This window comes from Nonomuraea cavernae (genome assembly GCF_040655715.1).
Taxonomy (GTDB): Bacteria; Actinomycetota; Actinomycetes; order Streptosporangiales; family Streptosporangiaceae; genus Nonomuraea; species Nonomuraea cavernae_A.
The window spans coordinates 145,281-165,932 of sequence record NZ_JBFAKL010000006.1; the positions used below are offsets into that span (position 1 = coordinate 145,281).

Consider the following 20,652-nt stretch of genomic DNA (forward strand, 5'->3'; position numbering starts at 1 on the left):
CCTTGACAAGAGCCGACAAGAGTGTAGCTTCCACGACATCGGGGGCGTTCGGTTAGAGAATACATGTGCGCATCGCGAACAACTGGAGAAGATGTGCGTCGCACTCTCGTTGTCCCAGCCCTGCTGCTCCTCATCGCCGCCTGCGGCGGCCCCACCGGCCCGGCGGCGTCGCCGGGCGGGAAGACCAAGGTCAACGCCGGTGTGATCGCGATCGTGGACACGGCGCCGATCCATCTCGGCAAGGCCAAAGGCTTCTTCGACGAGCAGAACATCGACCTGACGATCACTCCCGTGCAGGGCGGCGCCGCGAGCATCTCGGGCGCCGTCAGCGGGCAGTTCCAGTTCGCCTTCGCCAACACCACCTCGCTGCTGACCGCCAAGCAGCAGGGGCTCGACGTCAAGGTGGTCGCCAACGGCGTCTCCTCCACCGGCGAGCAGGGCAAGGACTTCAGCGCGGTCCTGGTCAAGCCCGACAGCCCGATCAAGACGGCGAAGGACCTGGCGGGCAAGAAGATCTCGGTCAACCAGCTCAAGAACATCGGCGACACCACCGTCCGCGCCTCGGTGCGCAAGGCGGGCGGCGACCCGGCCGGCATCGAGTTCGTCGAACTGCCGTTCCCGGACGCGCCCGCGGCGCTGGAGAACGGCCGGGTGGACGCCATCTGGGTGGTCGAGCCGTTCGTCAGCCAGGCGATCAGCCAGGGAGCGCGGCCCGTCGCGTGGAACTTCGCCGACGCGGCGCCCAACCTGACCGTGGCGATGTACTTCACCACCGGCACGACCGATCCGGAGCTGACCAAGAGGTTCACCGCGGCCATGAGCAAGTCGCTGGAGTGGGCCAACGGCCACCCGGACGAGGTCAGGGACGTGCTCAAGACCTACACCAAGATCTCGCCCGAGGTGATCGCGAAGATCTACCTGCCGAAGTGGCCCGCCCAGGTCAACCGCGAGTCCGTGCAGACCATCGCCGACCTCGCCCTGGCCGACGGCGTGCTGAAGGACAAGGTCGACGTCTCCTCCCTGATGCCGTGAGGCGGCTGCTCTACGGGCTGATCGGGCCGGCCGGGCTGCTGGCGCTGCTGGAGGCGGCGCCGCGGCTCGGCCTGGTCGACGAGCGGTTCCTGCCGCCCGCCTCGGAGATCCTCGGCACGCTCGGCGCCGAGCTGACCACGGCCGCACTGTGGATCGCGCTCGGTGAGACCCTGCGCGGCTGGGCGGCCGGCCTGGCCATCGCCTTCGTCCTCGCGGTCGTGGCCGGGGTGGTCATCGGCATCGTCCCCGGCCTGCGGGCCGCGACGAACTCCACCGTCGAGTTCCTCCGGCCGATCCCCTCGGTCGCGCTGGTGCCCCTGGCCACGCTGCTGTTCGGCCCGTCGCTCGGGTCGACGCTCATGCTGGTCGTCTACGCGTCGTTCTGGCAGGTGCTGATCCAGGTCCTGTACGGCGTGGCGGCCGTGGACTCGGTGGCCGACGACACCGCCCGGTCCTACGGGCTGTCCGCCTGGTCGCGGGTCCGGCATCTGGTGTGGCCGACCGCGCTGCCGTACGTCATGACCGGGTTGCGGCTGGCGGCGGCGGTGGCGTTCATCCTGGCGGTCACCGCGGAGCTGGTGATCGGCAGCCCGGGGCTCGGGCTGGAGATCCAGGTCGCGCAGAGCAGCGGCGCGGTCGCCACGGTGTACGCGCTCATCGTGGTCGCCGGGCTGGTCGGCATCGGCGTCAACAGCGCCGTCCGGCTGCTGGAGCGACGGATCCTGGCCTGGCATCCGGCCGTCCGGGCGGAGGCCGTCACGTGAGGCTGATCAGACTCCTCGGCCTGCCGGTGCTGCTCGTGCTGGCCTGGTGGGCGGTCAGCGGCAGCTCGTTCTACCTGCCCGGCCCCGGCCGGGTGGCCGCCGCGTTCGCCGACACCTGGTTCTCGGCGCGGCTGGTCGAGGACGTGCTGCCCAGCGTGGGCCGGCTGCTCGCGGGCTTCGTCCTCGCCGCGCTGCTGGGCGTGGGGCTCGGGGTGCCGATCGGGCTCTCCCCCACGCTGCGGGCGATCCTGGAGCCGGTGCTGGAGTTCTTCCGGGCCATCCCGCCGCCCGTGCTGGTGCCGCTGCTGATGCTGCTGGCGGGCATCGACACCCCGATGAAGGTGCTGGTCATCGTCTCGGGCTGCGTCTGGCCGATCCTGCTCAACACCGTCGAGGGCGTCCGCGCGCTGGACGAGGTGCTCTCCGACACCTGCCGGATGTACGGCGTGCGAGGCGCCTCCCGGCTGCGCCGCTTCGTGCTGCGCGGCGCCAGCCCGCAGATCATGACCGGCCTGCGGCAGGCGCTGTCCATCGGGATCATCCTCATGGTCATCAGCGAGATGTTCGCCAGCTCCAGCGGGCTCGGCTTCACGATCGTGCTCTTCCAGCGGCAGTTCCAGATCGCCGAGATGTGGAGCGGGATCCTCCTGCTCGGGCTGCTCGGCCTGGCGCTCTCGCTGCTCTTCCGCCGCGTGGAGCGGTGGGTCCTGTCCTGGTACTACGGCAGTGGAGCGGCCCGTGCTTGACATCTCGGAGTTGCGCAAGGTCTACGAGAGCCCCGGCCGCAGCGTGGAGGCGATCCGCTCGCTCACCTTCACCGTCGGCGCGGGCGAGCTGGTGTGCGTGGTCGGGCCGTCCGGCTGCGGCAAGACCACCCTGCTGCGCTCCATCGCCGGGCTGCTGCCGGTGACCGGCGGTGAGGTGCGGGTCGCGGGCGTGCCGGTCACCGGCCCGCCGCCGCGGATGGCCGTGGTCTTCCAGGAGTACGGCCGCAGCCTGTTCCCCTGGATGACCGTGCGCCAGAACGTCGAGCTGCCGCTCAAGGAGAAACGCGTCCCGGCGCCGCGACGCCGGGAACTGATCGCCCGGTCGCTGCACGCGGTCGGGCTCGGTGACGCCGCCGAGGCCCACCCGTGGCAGCTGTCCGGCGGCATGCAGCAGCGGGTCGCCATCGCCAGAGCCGTGGCGTACGAGCCGCAGGTGCTGCTCATGGACGAGCCGTTCGCCGCCGTTGACGCGCAGACCAGGGCCGACCTGGAGGACCTGATCCTGGCCCTGTGGCGCGACCTGGGCGTGACCACGCTGTTCGTCACCCACGACATCGACGAGGCGGTCTACCTCGGCCAGCGGGTGATCGTGCTGTCGTCCTCGCCGACGGTGGTCATGGAGGACCTGAGGATCGACCTGCCACCCGAGCGCGACCAGCTCACCACCCGCTCGCTGCCCCGCTTCGGCGAGCTGCGCGGTCACATCTACGCCCAGATCCAGCGGGCCAGGGGGTCACGTTGACCACGGTCAGGGACGCGACGTTCGACGTGCTCAGGCGCACCGGCCTGACCACGATCTTCGGCAATCCGGGCTCCACCGAGATCACCCTGCTGACCGGGCTGCCCGACGACCTCAGGTTCGTGCTGGCCCTGCACGAGGGCTCGGTGATCGGCCTGGCCACCGGCTGGGCGATGGGGCACGACGCGCCCGCGCTGGCCGTGCTGCACACCACGGCCGGACTGGGCAACGCCGTCGGCGCGATCGCCACCGCGCGGGTCAACCGGGTGCCGCTGGTCATCCTGGTCGGGCAGCAGGACCGCAGGCACCTGGCGTTGGAGCCGTTCCTGGCCGGGCGGCTGACCGGGCTGGCCGGTGACTACCCGGTGCGCGTCGAGCAGCCGGGCCGGGCCCAGGACGTGCCCGGCGCCGTGGCCCGTGCCTGGCACGAGGCCGCCACCTTCCGGGGGCCGGCGCTGGTCGTGGTGCCCATGGACGACTGGGCGGCGCCGTACGAGGGCGAGGTCCTGGCGGCGCCGGCGCGGCTGCTGCGCCCGGTGGCCGTTGCGGACGCCGACCTCGGGCCGCTGGTCGAGCTGCTTGCGGGAGCCCGTTCGCCGGCCGTCGTGGCCGGCGCGGGGGTGCCCGCGCGCGGTGCGGACGGGGCGCCGGGCTGGGACTCGCTGGTCGCGCTGGCCGAGCGGCTGGGGTGTCCCGTCTGGCAGGAGTCCTTCGGGGGGCGGGCCGGGTTCCCGCAGGACCATCCGCAGTACGCGGGCGTGCTGCCCGCCGACCGGCCCCGCCTGCGCCAGGCGCTCTCCGGACACGACGTGGTGCTGGCGGTGGGCGCGCCGGTCTTCCGCCAGTACCCGTTCGCGCCCGGCCCGCTGGTCGAGCCGGGCACCACGATCGCGCTGGTGACCGCCGACCCGGCCGAGGCGCACCGGAGCCCGGCCGACCTGGCCTACCTGGCCGAACCCGCGACCGTCTGCGCGCGGCTGGCCGAGCTGGTGCCCGCCCGTCCCGCGCCGCCTTGGTCCGCGTCGCCGTCTCCGGAAGAGGACCCGCCGCGGGCCGCGCTCGCGCCGCCATCGCCGTTCTTGGGTGAAGACCCGCCGCGGTTCTTGGGTGAAGACCCGCCGCGGGCCGCGCTCGCGCCGCCACGGGAGGGCAGCCCGCTGCGGGCCGCGTACGTGCTGCGTGAGCTGGCCCGGCGGCTGCCGGGCGACGTGGTCCTGATCGAGGAGACCCCGTCCTCGCGCCCCGACCTGCACCGGCTGGTGCCCGCCCGCACCCCGCTCGGGTTCGTCTCGGCGGCCATGGGCGGCCTGGGGTTCGCCCTGCCCGCCGCGGTGGGCCTGCGCATGTCGCTGCCCGACCGGCCGGTGATCGCGGTCGTGGGCGACGGGTCGGCGCTCTACGGGGTGCACGCGTTGTGGAGCGCGGCCCACTACCGGGTGGGAGCGCTGTTCGTGGTGCTCGCCAACAGCAGGTACTCGGTCATGGACCGGCTGGCGGACGAGCACGGGGCCAAGGCGCCGTGGCCGGCGTTCGAAGAGGTCAGCATGAGCGGCCTGGCCCGGTCACTGGGCTGCGCGGCCAGGCGGGTGGTCACCGGCGAGGAACTCGCGGCGGCGCTCGACGAGGTGCTGCCGACGCTCGCGGCCCGCCAGGAGCCCCTGCTGCTCGACGTCGCCGTGGCCGTGGACCCGGGCTTCCAGCCCTGAGGCGCGGGCCCGGCCCCGCGCGGTCCTCGACGACGGCCGGGACGTGCCGACGGGGCTGGCCCCGGCCGGCCCGGCGCCGACGGGTATCGTTCACCCCGATGTTCAGACTGTGGACGACGAGGCGACCGGCTGGATGCCGCTGATGTCGCGAAGATCCGTCCTCTTGCTCGCCGGCCTCATTCTGGCCTCCCTCAACATGCGCCCGGCGCTCGCCGGGGTGTCGCCGCTGCTCGACGAGATCATGGCCGACATGGGGCTGACCGCGGCGGGCGGCGGCGCGATCACCACCGTCATGGTGGTCTGCCTCGGTGTGTTCGGCATGGTCACGCCCGCGCTGGCCAGGCGCATCGGGCTCGATCGGACCCTGTTCGCCGGCCTGCTCCTGCTGGCCTTCGGGATCGTGCTGCGCACCGTCGACGGCGTCTTCTGCCTCTACCTGGGCTCCGCCCTCGCCGGCACCGCCATCGCGGTCATGAACGTGGCCATGCCCGGCGTGGTCAAGCAGCACTTCCCCGACCGGGTCGGGCTCTACACCTCGATCTACGTCTCGGGCCTGGTGGCGGGCGCGGCCGCGGCCTCCGCGTTCGTGATCCCGCTCGAACAGGCCACCGGCGCCGGCTGGCGCGGCGTGACGGCCATGATGGCGATCCCCGCCGTGGCCGCCGCCCTGCTCTGGCTGCCGCAGGCACTCACGAGGCGGGAGGGCTCCGGCGGCGGCACGCGCCCCTTCGCCGCCCTGATGCGCGACAGGGTCACCTGGTACGTGACCGCCTTCATGGGCGTGCAGTCGCTGACCTTCTACATCGTGCTGGCCTGGCTGCCGACCGTCTTCCAGGAGGCCGGGCTGTCGGCCGACCAGGCGGGCTACCTGCTCGGCCTGACCAACCTGACCCAGGTGGTGTCCACGCTGGCGGTGCCCGTACACGCCGGGCGCAGGCGGTCACAGGTGCCGCACGTGACCGTGGCGGCCCTGCTGACCGTCGCGGGCTACACCGGCGTACTGGTCGCGCCCACGACGGCGCCGTGGCTGTGGGTGACCGTGCTGGGCCTCGGGCAGGGGGCGTCGATCGCGCTGGCGCTGCTCATCATCACGCTGCGGGCGCCCGACGCCGCCTCGGTGACGGCCCTGTCGGCGGTGGCCCAGTCGTGCGGCTACGTGCTGGCCGCGCTGGGGCCGGTGCTGATCGGCGTGCTCCGCGAGGCGTCGGGCGGTTGGACGGTGCCCCTGCTGGCCGGGGTGGCGGCCTGCCTGGTGCAGCTCGTGGCCGGCCTCTTCGCGGGCCGGCCACGACCGGACTAGCACGGCCACGCCTCGATCACGACGGCTCGACCGGACCAGCGTGGCCCACGCCTGGATCGACGCGGCTCGGCCGGGCCGCTTGGACTACAGCAGTTCGGCGGCCTCGACCACGTTGGACAGCAGCAGGGCGCGGGTCATCGGGCCGACGCCGCCGGGGTTGGGCGTCAGGAAGCCCGCCACCTCGGCCACGTCAGGGGCCACGTCACCGGCGATCTTGCCGTCGACCCGCGAGACTCCCACGTCGAGCACCGCCGCGCCGGGCTTGACCATGTCGCGGGTGATGAGGCCCGGCACGCCGGCGGCGGCCACCACGATGTCGGCCCGGCGCACGTGGCCGGCCAGGTCCTGGGTGCCGGTGTGGCACAGGGTGACCGTGGCGTTCTCGCTGCGCCTGGTCAGCAGCAGCCCCAGCGAGCGGCCCACCGTGATGCCGCGGCCGACCACGGCCACCTCGGCGCCCTTGACCGGAACGCCGTACTCCTGCAGGAGCAGCACGATGCCGTGGGGCGTGCAGGGCAGCGGCGCGTCGACCATGTGCACCAGCCGGCCGAGGTTGACCGGGTGCAGCCCGTCGGCGTCCTTGGCGGGGTCCATCCGCTCCAGCAGGGCCATCGTGTCGAGATGCTTGGGCAGGGGCAGCTGAACGATGTAGCCGGTGCACTCGGGTGAGGCGTTGAGCTCGTCGATGGCGGCCTCGACCTCGGCCTGCGTGGCGGTGGCCGGAAGATCGACGCGGATGGAGGCGATGCCCACCTCGGCGCAGTCGCGGTGCTTGCCGGCCACGTAGATCTGGCTGCCGGGGTCGTCGCCGACCAGAACCGTGCCCAGGCCGGGCGTGATGCCGCGGGCTCGGAGCGCGGCCACTCTGGTCGCCAGGTCTGCCTTGATCTTTGCGGCGGTGGCCTTGCCGTCGAGTTTCACTGCGCTCATGTCACGTCATCCTTCCACGCTGGCGGCGACAGAGTGGTTCCGGGGCCCTGTCCGGCCTGGTGACATCGTTGTCATTGATCTAGGAAGCGCATAGTGTGACGGTCGCCAGCACCGCGTACTCCGAGGAGTTCCCTTGCCCGCACGCCTGCTCTCAGCGGAGTCGACCGACCTGTTCGTCGGGTCGAAGGCCGAGCCGCACCAGGTGCTGAAGGTCACCGTCAGGCAGGGCGGAAGCGAGACGCCCCTGGACGTCCGGGGACGGGGGGTCTCGTGCGCGACGGCGGTGAGCGTGCCCCCGGGGGTGGGCACGCTCACTCTGGAGGTGCCGCTGAGAGTCTCCGCGCCGCCGGGCACGATCGTCCCGTGCCGGGTCACGCTCGGCGACGAGGCGCTGGAGGCCGAGGTCACGGCCGAGCGGCCCGGGTGGACGATGCACATGGTGTCGCACTTCCACTACGACCCGGTCTGGTGGAACACCCAGGCCGCCTACACCAGCCCCTGGGAGCTGCTGGCCGGCGACTCGACGACCCGGCCGCTCTGGGAGCGCAACGCGTTCGCGCTGGTGGAGGCGCACCTCGAGCTGGCCCTGCGCGACCCCGACTACCGGTTCGTGCTGGCCGAGGTCGACTACCTGAAGCCGTTCTTCGACGTGCACCCCGAGCGGCGGGCCGACCTGCGGGCACTGCTCCGCGAGGGGCGCGTGGAGCTGGTCGGCGGCACCTACAACGAGCCCAACACCAACCTGACCGGGGCCGAGACGACGATCCGCAACCTCGTCTACGGCATCGGCTACCAGCGCGACATCCTCGGCGGCGATCCCCGCACGGCGTGGCAGCTCGACGTGTTCGGGCACGACCCGCAGTTCCCCGGCTACCTCGCGGCGGCCGGGCTGTCCGGCAGCGCGTGGGCGCGCGGGCCGTTCCACCAGTGGGGGCCGATCTCCAAGAACTTCGGCACGGCCAAGGGCGACGCCGCCGTGATGCAGTTCCCCAGCGAGTTCGAGTGGATCTCGCCGTCGGGGCTGGGCGTGCTGACCCACTACATGCCGGCGCACTACTCAGCCGGCTGGTGGATGGACTCGTCTCCGACGCTGGAGGAGGCGGCCGAGGCCACCTACCGGCTCTACCGGTCGCTCAAGCCCGTCGCGGCGTCCCGGCACATCCTGCTGCCGGTCGGCACCGACTACACGCCGCCCAACAAGTGGGTGACGGACATCCACCGCTCCTGGGCCGAGCGTTACGTCTGGCCCCGGTTCGTATGCAGCACGCCGAAGGACTTCCTCCGGGCCGTCCGGGAGGAAATATCGGCATTCAGTCCGCAAACGCGGGACATGAACCCGGTCTACACCGGCAAGGACGTCTCCTACATCGACACCAAGCAGGCCCAGCGCGCCGCCGAGGTGGCGGCTCTCGACGCCGAACGGCTGTCGGCGTTCGCCGCGCTGCTAGGGCTCGGGCGCTACCCGCACACCGCGCTCGACAAGGTGTGGCGGCACCTCGCCTACGGCGCCCACCACGACGCGATCACCGGCTCGGAGTCCGACCAGGTCTACATCGACCTGCTCACCGGCTGGCGCGAGGCGCACGACCTCGCCGCCGGCGCCCGCGACCTCGCGCTGGACGCCCTGACCGGCCGGATCGCCGTGGACGGGCCGAGCGTCGTGGTCACCAACACCCTGCCGTTCGCCCGCGACGGCCTCGTACGCGTGCGGGTCGCTCCCGGCCTGCGCCCCGGCGACGCCCCCGCCGTGTACGAGGACGGCACCCTGACCTTCCTGGCCCGCGACGTCCCCTCGATGGGCTGGCGCGCCTACCTCCTCGCCGAGGGCGCACCGGGCGGCTGGCAGCCCATGGACGGCACGACCATCGAGAACGAACGCTGGCGCGTCACCGCCGACCCGGCCCGCGGCGGCGGCCTGACCTCGATCCTCGACCGGTCGAGCGAGCGCGAGCTGCTCACCGGGCTGGGCAACGAGCTGCGCCTGTACGACGAATATCCGCAGCATCCCGACATGGGCGAAGGGCCCTGGCACCTCATGCCGACCGGCGTCATCACCGGCTCGGGCTCGGCTTCCGGCTCAGACTCGGACTCAGGTTCCGGCTCAGACTCAGACTCAGACTCGGACTCAGGCTCGGGCTCAGGTTCCGGCTCGGGCTCGGGCTCGGGCTCGGGCTCGGGCTCGGGCCTTGTCGAGGCCAAGGTGGCGGGCGTGCGGGCCGAGGTGAGTCCTCTCGGTCAGCGGCTGACCGTCACCGGCCGGGTCGCCGACCTCGCCTACGAGCAGGTGATCACCCTGCTCACCGGCTCCGACCGCATCGACTTCGGCACCCGCGTGCTCGACCACACCGGCGCCGACCGGCTGCTCAGGGTCCGTTTCCCGGCCCGGGTGGAGGGCGCGCTGCCGGTCTCCGACGTCGCGGGCGCCGTGGTCGGGCGCGGCTTCGCGCTGCCCGACGTCGACTCCGCCCGGCACCCGTGGACGCTGGACAACCCGGCGAACACCTGGTTCGGCCTGTCGGCCACGGCCAGGGTCGACCTCGGCGAGGCGGGCGCTCGGGCACTCGGCGTCGCCGAGGTGGTCGTGCCCCGCCAGGAGGACGCTCCCCTGGCCCGCGACCTCGTGGTGGCGCTGGCCCGAGCGGGCGTGACGGCCACCACCTCGTCCGCGACCGGCTCCCGCTACGGCTGGCTGGACGTCGACTTTAACCTGCCCGACGTCCGCGTCATCCTGGGCGGGCCCGATGACAATCCGCTGGCGGCCGAGTTGCTCGACCGCAGCGACCCCGCCTACCGCGACGCGCTCAAGGCGGGCGCGCGGGCCGTCTGGGTGCCCGCCGAACGGCCGCTGGCCGAGGTCTGGCAGCCGAGCGCCGACCTGCGTGACGTACGCGCCCTGCCCGCGCTGATCGTCGCCGGCCCACTGCCGTCGCTGGTGTCGTGGCTGGTGGAGGATCTGGCCGACGCGACGATCGAGGCAGTCTGCCCGCTGGGCGGCGAACGGCTGGAGGACCGGACCGTCGCGCTGCTCACGTACGGGCTGCCGGGCTTCGCGGTCGACCCGTCGGGGGCGCTGCACCTGTCGCTGATGCGTTCCTGCACGGGCTGGCCGTCGGGGATCTGGCTCGACCCGCCCCGCCGCACGGCGCCCGACGGCTCGGCCTTCCAGCTCCAGCACTGGACGCACGAGTTCTCGTACGCGCTGACCGGCGGCGAGGGCGACTGGCGGGCCCGCGCGCTACCCGCGGCCGGCCAGGACTTCATCACCCCGCTGCTCCCCCGCGTCGTGGACGGGCCCGGCGGCGAGCTGCCGCCGGTGCACTCGCTCCTCAGCGTGGAACCCGCCCGCGACGTGCTGCTCGGCACCCTCAAGGCCACCGGCAACCCACACGCCCACGGCCTGGCCCGGCACGACGCCTCGGGCCTCACGATCCGCCTCGTGGAGTCGACCGGCCTCGGCTCGACGGCCGCGCTCCACTCGCCGGTCCTCCAACTCGACCGGCTGACCCGCTCCGACCTGCTGGAACGCCCCGGAGAGCCGGTGCGCGACCTCGTCCTCGACGGAGCGGAGGTGGCCACCTTCCTCGTCCCCGCCCCGCCGCCCGAGGCCACCGTCTTTGCGGCCACCCCTCAACGGCAGGCCCCGGCCGAAGCGTTGCCCGAGCCGGAGGCCACGGCCGGTGCCGCCGCCCCTCAACGGCGGGTCCCGGCCGAGGCCGCGTCGCCCGAGCTGGGAGCCACCGCCGAGGTCGCGCAGCCGGTCTACAGCCGCTACTGGCTGCACAACAAGGGGCCCGCCCCGCTCGGTTACCTGCCGGTGTCGATCGCGGTCACTCCCGGCCTGGTCACGCCGTCGGAGGCGTTCGAGGTGTCGGTGGTGGTCTCGTCACACCTGGTCGACGCGCCGCACGAGGGCGTGGTGGACGTACTCGTCCCCGATGGCTGGGCCGCCACGCCCGCCCGGCGGGTGTACCGCCTCGAACCAGGCGGTCACCTGCGCTTCCCCGTGACCGTCACACCGGGCACACCCGGTTTACCCCACATAACCGGCGAACCGGGCACACCTGGGCCCGGCCAGGGCCTGCACTTCGTCTCGGTCCGCACGTCCGCGGGCGGCCAGCCGATCGAGGACGTGGTCACCGTCGCGCTCGGCGACGCCCCCTCGCTGCCCGCCCCCGGTCCGCCCCCGGCTCCGGGCCAGGCGATTCACGGCACCATGGCCACCGAGGGGCCCGTCACGGGCCTGTCCGTCTCGCCGGCCGAGGAGTCGCTGTCCCTTCGTCCCGGTGAGCGTTCCTCGATCGAGGTACGCCTCACGAACGGCACCTCCGGCGAGATCAGGGGCGAGGCCCAGCTCGCGGCCCCCTGGGGCACCTGGGACCTGCTGCCCGAGGTCATCAAGGGCTTCAGCCTGCCGCCGGGCGGGTCGGTGACCGTCGGCTTCCCCGTCGAGGTGCCCGAGGACGCGCCCGCCGGGCACGCGTGGGCCATGGCCAAGGTCATGTGGTTCGGCCGCTGCCAGTACACCCCGGCCATCCGCCTGGAGGTGACCCGATGACCCGCCGGGGAGCGACCCCGGCGGGGGCCGAGCTCGGTCCGGTGGTCGGCTGGGTCGGCGGCCGGGCGATCCCGAGAGAAGTGCTGGATCGCCGGATCGGCGAGTTGCGCGACGGCCCACTGGCCGGGGCGTTGCCGGTGCCCGGGACCTCCGAGGACCGGCAGTTGGCCAGGTGGCTGGCCCAGGTGATCCTGACCGAGGCGCTCTGCGAGGACGAAGCCGCGGCCCGGGGCCTCGCGCCGGTCGCGGGCGGCCCGCTCGACCGGGTGGCGGCCGTGGAGCTGGGCTCCATCAACGCCTCCGCCTACAACGGCAGCCCCTGGGTGCGCGCGGTCTTCGTGGACGTCACGGCGGCTGTGGACGTACCCCCCGAGTGGCGCCGCCGTCCCCCGGACGCACCCCCCGGCCGACCGATCGCCGACCCGCACGTCGGGGCACCGCGACCAGCGCACGCGCATCCACCAGCTCGCGAGCCGCGACCGAGCGGCGAGGCGCCGGTGCCGCTGGACGAGGAGGCCGAGCGGTTCGCCGTGTGGCACGGGCTGTTCGGCGACCGCGCTCAGGCGGAGGCCGCCACCACCCGCGACCTGGACCCCCTGGGCGTCGTGCCCCTGGGCTCCCTGCCCACCGCCATCGCCGACGCCCTCCGCGCCGCCCCCGAGGGGACACGGGCGGGGCCGGTGGAGGACCCCCTGGGCTGGCACGTCGCGACGGCCCGGCCGGAGCCTGTTCCCTCCTCGGAACGGACCAACGACCACAGAACGGTCCCCGCCCTTGAGGGAGCCGCTCGCCAGGGAACCGTTCCCGCCCGGGAGCGGGCCGAGGACTCGTCGGAGGGTGCGGCGCGGCGACGCTCGTTCGCCCGCTGGCTCGACCAGCAGCGTGCCGAAAGGATCAGACTCGTGCCCGGTCTCGAACATCCTGGCGACCCCCGCCAGCCCGACAACCACCACAAGCACTGATGTCCCGCGTCCTCGCCGTCGACATCGGAGGGACCAAGCTCGCCGCCGCGCTGGTGGACGAGGCGGGGTCCGTTTCGCGTTCCGCCACCCGGCCGACGCCGCGTACGGACGTCATGTCCGCGCTCGCGGACCTCATCGGCGAGGTGAGCGGCGGCGAGTCTGCTCCGGAGGCGGCCGGCATCGGCTGCGCCGGGCCGCTGGACCTGGCGAAGGGGACCGTCAGCCCCGTGAACATGCCGAGCTGGCGCGATTTCCCGGTGCGCGACGAGGTGCGGCGGCTGACCGGGCTGCCGACCGTGCTGGCGGGCGACGCGCAGTGCTTCGCGCTAGGAGAGCACTGGCTGGGCGCCGGTCGCGGCAGCTCGTCGCTGCTCGGGGTCGTGGTGTCCACCGGCATCGGCGGCGGGCTGGTGATCGACGGTGTGCCGCTACTCGGCCCCACCGGCAATGCCGGACATGTCGGCCACATGACCGTGGACCCGTACGGCGAAAAATGCGAGTGCGGCGGGCGCGGCTGCGTAGAGCGCTACTCCAGCGGCCCCAACCTGGCGCGCTGGGCGCTGAGCAACGGCTGGAAGGCGCCGGACGGATCACCCGCCGACGCGCGGGCGCTGGCCCGGGACGCCACGGCGGGAGAGCCCGTCGCGGTGGCGGCGTTCGAGCGGGGGGCCAGGGCGCTGGCCGGGATGATCGCCTCGACGGCGGCGGCCACGGAGGTGACCAGCGTCGTCATCGGCGGCGGGGTCTCGGCGGCCGGGCCGGTGCTGTTCGAGCCGTTGGCACGGGCGCTGGACGACGTGGCGGGGCTGGCGTTCGTCAGGGCGGTGCGGGTGCAGCCGTCGACGCTGGGCGTCCGGGCGGCGCTGGCGGGCGCCGCCAAGCTGGCCTGGGACTACTCGCGCTCGGCGAGCTGAGCCTCGCGCCGCTCGATGATCCTGCGCGTGAACGGGATGACCTCGACGACCCGGCCGCCGAGGTAGGCGCCGGCGAAGGCGAGAGGCACCAGCACGAAGGGGCTGGCGGACAGCTCGTTCAGGCTCACGAAGGCGTACAGGATCGAGTCAAACAGCGCCATAAGGGGACTCCGAGGGAAGAAACAGACGGCGAGGCCCACAGATTAACCTCACCCGCCGCCTGTTCGCTCCCAACTTGGCGGAAGAAGCGCTCAGCGGAAGAAGCGCTCAGTGGAAGAAGCGCTCAGTGGAAGAAGTGGCGCGTCCCGGTGAAGTAGAGCGTGATGCCCGCTTTCTCCGCCGCGTCGATGACCTCCTGGTCACGTACGGATCCGCCCGGCTCCACGATGGCCTTGACCCCGGCCTCGATCAGCACCTGCGGGCCGTCGGCGAACGGGAAGAACGCGTCGGACGCCGCCACCGAGCCCTCGGCGCGCTCACCGGCGCGGGTGACCGCCAGGCGGCACGAGTCGACCCGGTTGACCTGCCCCATCCCGACGCCCACGGTCGCCCCGTCGGCCGCCAGCAGGATGGCGTTGGACTTGACCGAGCGGCAGGCCCGCCAGGCGAAGGCCAGGTCGGCCAGCGTCTCGGGCGAGGCCGCCGGGCCCGCCTTGAGCTCCCACTGCTCGGGCGCGTCGCCCGGTGCGTCGACCCGGTCGGCCTGCTGCACCAGCAGCCCGCCGTCGATCCGGCGGAACTCCGCCGGGTTCGCGGGGCCCTGCGGGCAGACGAGGAGCCGGATGTTCTTCTTGCGGGTCAGCACGTCCAGCGCCGCGGGCTCGTACGACGTCGCCACCACGACCTCGGTGAACACCTCGGCGATCTGCCCGGCCAGCTCGGCCGTCACGACGCCGTTGACCGCGATCACGCCGCCGTAGGCCGACACCGGGTCGCAGGCGTGAGCCTTGCGGTGCGCCTCGGCCACGTCGGAGCCCACCGCGATGCCGCAGGGGTTCTGGTGCTTGATGATCGCCACGCAGGGCCCGGTGATGTCCCACGCCGCCCGCCAGGCCGCGTCGGCGTCGAGGTAGTTGTTGTAGGACATCTCCTTTCCGTGCAGCTGCTCGGCGCCCGCCAGCCCGCCCGTGCCGGCGCTGTAGAGCGCGGCGGCCTGGTGAGGGTTCTCGCCGTAGCGCAGCGTGGACGAGAGCTGCCAGGTGGCCCCCATGAACGCCGGCCAGTCGCCTTCGGGCGCGTAGACGCTGCCGAACCAGGACGCGACCGCCACGTCGTAGGCGGCGGTCTGGGCGTAGGCGATGCCCGCCAGCCGCTTGCGCTCCTCCAGCGTGAACCCGCCTCCGCGCAGCGCGGCCAGCACGTCGCCGTAGTGGCCGGGGTCGACGACGACCGCGCAGGCGTTGTGGTTCTTGGCCGCGCCGCGGATCATCGCGGGCCCGCCGATGTCGATCTGCTCGACGCACTCCGCGTCGGACGCCCCCGAGGCCACCGTCTCCTGGAACGGGTAGAGGTTGACCACGACCAGCTGGAACGGGTCGATCTCCAGCTCCTCGAGCTGGGTCACGTGGCTCGGCTTGGACAGGTCGGCCAGCAGGCCCGCGTGCACGCGCGGGTGCAGCGTCTTGACCCGGCCGTCGAGGCACTCGGGGAACCCGGTCAACTGCTCGACCTTGGTCACCGGGACGCCGTAGGAGGCGATCGCGGCGGCGGTGCCGCCCGTCGACACGATCTCCACGTCGGCCTCGTCGAGCGCCCTGGCCAGCTCTTCGAGACCTGACTTGTCGTACACCGCGATCAACGCGCGCCTGATGGCGATGCGAGTCACGTGGATCCCCCTCCTGGTTGGTTGCCGATGCGGACGGTGCGTCCGCTGACCGTCCAGCCCTCGCGGGCCATCCGGCCGACGATCTCGACGAGCAGGCGCCGCTCGACGGTCTTGATGCGCTCGTGCAGGACCGCCTCGTCGTCGTCGGCCAGCACCCTCACGGCCTCCTGGGCGACGATCGGCCCGCTGTCGACACCGGCGTCGGCCAGCATCACCGTGCACCCCGTCACCTTGACCCCGTGGGCGAGCGCGTCACGCACGCCATGGGCCCCGGGAAAGGACGGCAGCAACGCCGGGTGGGTGTTGAGCACGGGGAAGGCGTCGAGCGTCGGCGCGCCAAGGATCTTCATGAACCCCGCCGACACCACCAGATCGGGCTCGTACGGCGCGATCCGGTCCGCGATGGCCCGATCCCAGTCGGCACGCGTCGGGTGATCGCGCAGTTTCTCGACGAAAGTCGGTACGCCCGCTCGCGCGGCCCTGGCGAGCCCTTCGATCCCCTCCCGGTCGGCGCCCACGGCGACCACCCGGGCACCATAGGACGGATCGGCGGAAGCGTCCAGCAGGGCCTGTAGGTTGGTTCCAGAGCCGGAGACGAGGACGACGAGCCGCCCAGCCTTTGACACGCAACACTCCAATGGGAAAACCGGGGTGGGGCTGCAAGCGTATCGGCTCCTCGCCCGGTCACGCAGAGGAGGTCAGGTGTCGACACCGGTGCAGGCACCGGCGGGTCAGCAGCCCGCCGATGCGGCGAGCCGCCGCGCGATCTGGTTGTCCATCGCCGCGCTGGCGATGACATTCATGCTGCCGCTCGCCGGTCTGGTGATGGCGTTGTTCGCGATCATCGCGGGCGCGCGGGCGGTCCCGCTGCTGAAGAGCGCGGGCAAGCCGGCGGGCATCGCCGTGGGCAGCATCGTGGTGTCCTCGATCGCTCTCACGCTCTCGGCGCTGACCACGGCGACGCAGCTCTACCTGATGGACGAATACTCGGCCTACCAGGAGTGCCTGAAGAGCGCGGGCACGGTCTCCTCACAGGGCGACTGCTTCACCCAGTTCAGGGACGCGGCCCAGAAGAAGCTGCCGCCCGACGTGCTCGACCTCCTGGGCTCCGTGCAGCCCTGACGCTGTCAGGCACCCTGTCAGTCACGGTCCCACGCGTAGGGATCGAGGTAGATGACGTGACCGCCTCGGTCATCTGACTCGTCCACGATGTCCTTGCGCGGCTGGGCCGCCGGTGGCGCCGCCGCGGGACGCGGGCGCGCCTGGGAGAGCGTCTCGGCCTCGGCGGAGGCGTGCTCGTCCTGCCAGTCGTCGCGGATGACCGGGATCGGCTGGGTGTCGGCCTCGGTGGCGTCCATCCAGTGGCCCGGCAGCGGGCGGGGGTCGGCCTCGGCCAGCCCCACCTTGCTCGCCGCCCTGGCGATCGCGGCTCCGGCCTTGCGCACGGGCACCGCGGCCTTGTCGAGCGGGGCGCGAGCGCGCCGGTTGAGCAGCAGCAGGTTGGTCACACCGGCCGAGATGCCCGCCGCGACGCCCACCTCCAGCGTGATGGAGAGGGCCACCTCCCAGGGTGACGGGCCGACGGCCGACATCCGGCCGCCGCCGATGGGGCCGCCGGACAGCGCGGCGAGCACGCCCGCCACGAGCCCGCTGGAGACGCCGGTGAGGAACCCCCACAACGGCGCCGCCTCGTACGACGGCGACGGCGAGATCCGGGCGACCACGACGCCGGCCACCATCCCGGCCGCGAACGGCACCGCGACGACCGCCATCATCCAGCCGGGCACGGTGCCGCTGTCGGGGAGCGCGCCCAGCAACGGCAGGCTCGGCACGGCGCCCAGGTGCACCCCCGTGGGCGCGACCAGCGTGCCCGTGCCGATCGCGAACCCGGGCCCGGCGATGTAGGAGAACGCCCAGATGACGACGTTGAGCAGGTAGAGCAGCTGGAGCAGCAGAAGCAGCAGCCCGCCGACGAGCCCGGGCGACAGCACGCCGGACAGCTCGCGCACCTGCCCGAAGTTGAGCGCCACGGCGACCAGCACCAGGACGAGCCCGGCGGCGAGCATCACCGCGGTGGCGACGGCGGTGCCGACGGTCAGCGCGCGGACCCGCTCGGGCAGCAGCCGCAGCATCGCCCGCCACGGCCCGATCGTGCGCGCGGTGGCCAGCACGCCCGCCAGGAAGGCCAGCGTGAAGTGGCTGAGCAGCGCCTCGCCGATGTACGGCTGGGTGATCTCGTTGCGGGCGACGAGCGCGATCAGACCGGCCAGCAGCGCGTAGGGGGCGGCCAGCGAGACTCCCGCCTGGATCACCAGCACGAGTTGCGCCCGGCGGCGGGCACCGGCCTGCTCGCGCGGGCTGTTCTTGGGCAGCCGCGCGGGCAGCCGCAGCCGCAGGTCGGCGTCACGCGCCATCCATCGCGCGGCACGGTAGAGCAGCAGCGCGGGCAGCAGCGTCAGGCCGAGCGGCAGCAGCCCGATCCGGCCGCCGGGGATCTCGAATCCGGCGTGGTGCGCGGCCAGCCACAGCTGCGCCGCGGTGCGGAACACCCCGGGCAGCCCCGCGCCCAGCGCGCCGCTGGGCGCGGCGATCCAGCCCACCAGCGTGAGCGTGGTGAGGACGGCCAGCCCGACGCCCAGCGTGCAGGCCGCGGCGAGCATCCCGGAGACGGGCAGCGGCCGCCGCGACTCGTCGTCGTCGGGCGAGACCCCGGGGAGCCTGCCGAGGACGGAACGGGGGGTCGTCCGCAGCTGGTCCAGAATCGCCGTCACAGTAGGCGATTTTCTCAATCTTTTCCGACCATCGCTTGGTTGACGCGCCGCACCGGACCGGGTTTGTGTCCGTCTGACGCTGTGGCGTCCAGGAAAGTGCCGAAGGCCCCGCGACCTGAGCGGTGCGGGGCCTTCGGGAAGGCAGGTCAGCGGGCCTGCATGATCTCGCGCATCAGGCGGGCGGTCTCGGAGGGGGTCTTGCCGACGCGTACGCCGACCTTCTCCAGGGCCTCCTTCTTGGCCTGGGCCGTGCCGGCCGAGCCCGAGACGATGGCGCCGGCGTGGCCCATCGTCTTGCCCTCGGGCGCGGTGAAGCCCGCCACGTAGGCGACCACCGGCTTGGTGACGTGCTGCTCGATGTAGGCGGCGGCCCGCTCTTCGGCGTCGCCGCCGATCTCACCGATCATCACGATCGCGTCGGTGCCAGGGTCCTCCTGGAAGGCCTGCAGGGCATCGATGTGGGTGGTGCCGATCACCGGGTCGCCGCCGATGCCCACGGCGGTCGAGAAGCCGTAGTCGCGCAGCTCGTACATGAGCTGGTAGGTCAGCGTGCCCGACTTGGAGACGAGGCCGATGCGGCCCGCGGTGGTGATGTCGGCCGGGATGATGCCCGCGTTGGAGGCGCCGGGAGAGGCGATGCCGGGGCAGTTGGGGCCGATGATGCGGGTCTTGTTGCCCTTGGCGACCGCGTAGGCCCAGAACTCGGTCGAGTCGTGGACCGGGACGCCCTCGGTGATGACCACACAGAGCGGGATCTCCGCGTCGATGGCCTCCTTGACGGCGTCCTTGGTGAAGGCCGGGGGCACGAAGGCGACCGACACGTCGGCGCCGGTCTGCTCCATGGCCTCCTTGACCGTGCCGAACACCGGCAGGCCCTCGTGCTTGGTGCCCGCCTTGCGGGCGTTGACCCCGCCGACGACGCGGGCGCCGGAGGCGAGCATGCGGCGGGTGTGCTTGGTGCCCTCACCACCGGTCATGCCCTGGACGATGATCTTGCTGTTCTCGGTCAGCCAGATAGCCATGTGTCACGCACCTACCGAAGCGAGCTCGGCGACCCGCTTGGCCGCGTCGTCCATCGTGTCTACCAGCTCGACCCGCGGGAGTGCGGCGTCGGCCAGGATCTGCCGCCCGAGCTGGGCGTTGTTGCCGTCGAGGCGCACCACCAGCGGGTGGGTCACGGCCTCGCCGCGGCTCTCCAGGAGCTTGAAGGCCGCCACGATGCCGTTGGCCACGGCGTCGCAGGAGGTGATGCCGCCGAAGACGTTCACGAAGATCGACTTGACCGACGGGTCGGACAGGATGATCTCCAGGCCGGCCGCCATGACCTCGGCCGACGCGCCGCCGCCGATGTCGAGGAAGTTGGCCGGCGAGGGCTTGCCGGGGAAGGCCTCGCCCGCGTAGGCGACCACGTCGAGCGTGGACATGACCAGGCCCGCGCCGTTGCCGATGATGCCCACGTCGCCGTCGAGCTTGACGTAGTTGAGGTCCTTGGCCTTGGCCGCGGCCTCCAGGGGGTCCTCGGCCGACTTGTCGGCGTAGGACTCGTGCTCCGGCTGACGGAAGACCGCGTTGTCGTCGAGCGTGACCTTGCCGTCGAGGGCCTTCACCTGACCGTCGGCCGACAGGATCATCGGGTTGACCTCGACCAGCGTGGCGTCCTCGTCGACGAAGCAGCACCAGAGCTTCTCGATGAGCTCGGCGGCGCCGTCGAGCGCCTGCTCGGGCAGCCCGCCCGCCACCGCGATCTCGCGCGCCCGCTCACGGTCGACGCCGGTCAGCGCCGAGACCGGCACCTTGGCGACCTTCTCGGGCGCGCTGTGCGCGACCTCTTCGATGTCCATGCCGCCGGCGGCGGAACAGATCGCGAGGAAGGTACGGTTCGCGCGGTCGAGCAGGAAGGAGAAGTAGTACTCCTCCGCGATCGCGCTGGCCTCCTCCACGAGCACCTTGTGGACCGTGTGGCCCTTGATGTCCATGCCGAGAATGGCCTGGGCCTTCTCGACCGCGTCCTGGGCGTCGTCGGCCACTTTCACGCCGCCGGCCTTGCCACGGCCGCCGGCCTTGACCTGGGCCTTGACGACGACGCGGCCGGTCAGTTGCTCGGCCGCCGCACGTGCTTCGTCCACAGTGTGCGCGACGATGCCGCGTGGCACCGGGATGCCGTAGTCAGCGAAGAGCTCCTTCGCCTGATGTTCGAACAGGTCCACGAGGGTCCGTCCTTGCTTGTCCGACAGATGTTCGACGGCCCGGGGCACCCCGTGCGTGCCGGGCGATTCCGCCAGTGAAGCCTAGCCCCAAGCTTGACCCGCCCAGGTCATCGGGGCCTCGGTTATCCCGTGATGTGACGGTGATCTTACTTCGCCACCATAACGGGCTACATCTGGAGA

At 72.6% G+C, this 20,652-nt stretch carries 17 protein-coding genes; 10 read left to right on the forward strand and 7 right to left on the reverse strand.

Going from position 1 to position 20,652, the window contains the following annotated elements:
* Positions 1 to 93 precede the first annotated feature (93 nt).
* From AB0I38_RS11010 to AB0I38_RS11035, 6 genes are all read left to right on the forward strand, one after another.
* A complete protein-coding gene (locus AB0I38_RS11010; protein WP_358465551.1) occupies positions 94 to 1,032 on the forward strand; it encodes an ABC transporter substrate-binding protein in 939 nt (312 codons plus the stop codon).
* A complete protein-coding gene (locus AB0I38_RS11015) occupies positions 1,029 to 1,796 on the forward strand; it encodes an ABC transporter permease (RefSeq protein ID WP_358465554.1) in 768 nt (255 codons plus the stop codon). Before AB0I38_RS11010 ends, AB0I38_RS11015 begins: the two co-directional genes overlap by 4 nt.
* Positions 1,793 to 2,542, forward strand: a complete 750-nt coding sequence (locus tag AB0I38_RS11020) for an ABC transporter permease (RefSeq protein WP_358465557.1) — start codon at positions 1,793 to 1,795, stop codon at positions 2,540 to 2,542. The genes AB0I38_RS11015 and AB0I38_RS11020 overlap by 4 nt, the downstream gene beginning before the upstream one ends.
* A complete protein-coding gene (locus tag AB0I38_RS11025; RefSeq protein WP_358465560.1) occupies positions 2,535 to 3,305 on the forward strand; it encodes an ABC transporter ATP-binding protein in 771 nt (256 codons plus the stop codon). The genes AB0I38_RS11020 and AB0I38_RS11025 overlap by 8 nt, the downstream gene beginning before the upstream one ends.
* A complete protein-coding gene (locus AB0I38_RS11030) occupies positions 3,302 to 5,008 on the forward strand; it encodes a thiamine pyrophosphate-dependent enzyme (RefSeq protein WP_358465563.1) in 1,707 nt (568 codons plus the stop codon). The genes AB0I38_RS11025 and AB0I38_RS11030 overlap by 4 nt, the downstream gene beginning before the upstream one ends.
* A gap of 109 nt (positions 5,009 to 5,117) precedes the next feature.
* Positions 5,118 to 6,308, forward strand: a complete 1,191-nt coding sequence (locus AB0I38_RS11035; RefSeq protein WP_358465565.1) for a CynX/NimT family MFS transporter — start codon at positions 5,118 to 5,120, stop codon at positions 6,306 to 6,308.
* A gap of 84 nt (positions 6,309 to 6,392) precedes the next feature.
* On the opposite strand, the gene AB0I38_RS11040 is transcribed toward AB0I38_RS11035, so the two are convergent.
* A complete protein-coding gene (locus AB0I38_RS11040) occupies positions 6,393 to 7,238 on the reverse strand; it encodes a bifunctional methylenetetrahydrofolate dehydrogenase/methenyltetrahydrofolate cyclohydrolase (protein WP_358465568.1) in 846 nt (281 codons plus the stop codon).
* Between the two features lie 133 nt (positions 7,239 to 7,371).
* Between AB0I38_RS11040 and AB0I38_RS11045 the strand changes: the two genes are divergently transcribed.
* From AB0I38_RS11045 to AB0I38_RS11055, 3 genes are read left to right on the forward strand one after another with little or no spacing between them, the layout of a single operon-like run.
* On the forward strand, positions 7,372 to 11,793 hold the full coding sequence (locus AB0I38_RS11045) for an NEW3 domain-containing protein (protein WP_358465571.1): 4,422 nt from the start codon (positions 7,372 to 7,374) through the stop codon (positions 11,791 to 11,793).
* Positions 11,790 to 12,755 carry a DUF7158 domain-containing protein gene (locus tag AB0I38_RS11050; protein ID WP_358465574.1) on the forward strand — a complete coding sequence of 322 codons (966 nt, stop codon included), beginning with the start codon at positions 11,790 to 11,792 and terminating at the stop codon, positions 12,753 to 12,755. The genes AB0I38_RS11045 and AB0I38_RS11050 overlap by 4 nt, the downstream gene beginning before the upstream one ends.
* Positions 12,755 to 13,669: an ROK family protein gene (locus tag AB0I38_RS11055; protein WP_358465577.1), complete on the forward strand. Its 915-nt coding sequence runs from the start codon at positions 12,755 to 12,757 to the stop codon at positions 13,667 to 13,669. The genes AB0I38_RS11050 and AB0I38_RS11055 overlap by 1 nt, the downstream gene beginning before the upstream one ends.
* On the opposite strand, the gene AB0I38_RS11060 is transcribed toward AB0I38_RS11055, so the two are convergent.
* The 3 genes from AB0I38_RS11060 to purN form a co-directional block, all read right to left on the reverse strand.
* Positions 13,648 to 13,830 (reverse strand): hypothetical protein, encoded by a 183-nt coding sequence (locus AB0I38_RS11060; protein WP_358465580.1) that lies wholly within the window; start codon positions 13,828 to 13,830, stop codon positions 13,648 to 13,650. The two genes, AB0I38_RS11055 and AB0I38_RS11060, sit on opposite strands and share 22 nt — an antisense overlap.
* A gap of 122 nt (positions 13,831 to 13,952) precedes the next feature.
* Complete coding sequence (gene purH / locus AB0I38_RS11065; protein WP_358465582.1) at positions 13,953 to 15,494, reverse strand: bifunctional phosphoribosylaminoimidazolecarboxamide formyltransferase/IMP cyclohydrolase; 1,542 nt, start codon at positions 15,492 to 15,494, stop codon at positions 13,953 to 13,955.
* Positions 15,491 to 16,120 (reverse strand): phosphoribosylglycinamide formyltransferase, encoded by a 630-nt coding sequence (purN, locus tag AB0I38_RS11070; RefSeq protein ID WP_358465585.1) that lies wholly within the window; start codon positions 16,118 to 16,120, stop codon positions 15,491 to 15,493. Before purN ends, purH begins: the two co-directional genes overlap by 4 nt.
* Before the next feature lie 76 nt (positions 16,121 to 16,196).
* Here purN and AB0I38_RS11075 point away from each other — a divergent pair, with 76 nt between their 5' ends.
* Complete coding sequence (locus AB0I38_RS11075) at positions 16,197 to 16,616, forward strand: hypothetical protein (protein ID WP_358465588.1); 420 nt, start codon at positions 16,197 to 16,199, stop codon at positions 16,614 to 16,616.
* A gap of 17 nt (positions 16,617 to 16,633) precedes the next feature.
* Here AB0I38_RS11075 and AB0I38_RS11080 read toward each other — a convergent pair whose 3' ends face one another.
* From AB0I38_RS11080 to sucC, 3 genes are all read right to left on the reverse strand, one after another.
* Positions 16,634 to 18,265: a cell division protein PerM gene (locus AB0I38_RS11080; protein WP_358465591.1), complete on the reverse strand. Its 1,632-nt coding sequence runs from the start codon at positions 18,263 to 18,265 to the stop codon at positions 16,634 to 16,636.
* Positions 18,266 to 18,411: 146 nt separating this feature from the next.
* Positions 18,412 to 19,287, reverse strand: coding sequence for a succinate--CoA ligase subunit alpha (sucD, locus tag AB0I38_RS11085; protein ID WP_358465594.1), 876 nt, complete (start codon positions 19,285 to 19,287; stop codon positions 18,412 to 18,414).
* A 3-nt stretch (positions 19,288 to 19,290) separates the two neighbouring features.
* Positions 19,291 to 20,472 (reverse strand): ADP-forming succinate--CoA ligase subunit beta, encoded by a 1,182-nt coding sequence (sucC, locus tag AB0I38_RS11090; protein ID WP_358465597.1) that lies wholly within the window; start codon positions 20,470 to 20,472, stop codon positions 19,291 to 19,293.
* Between the last annotated feature and the right edge of the window lie 180 nt (positions 20,473 to 20,652).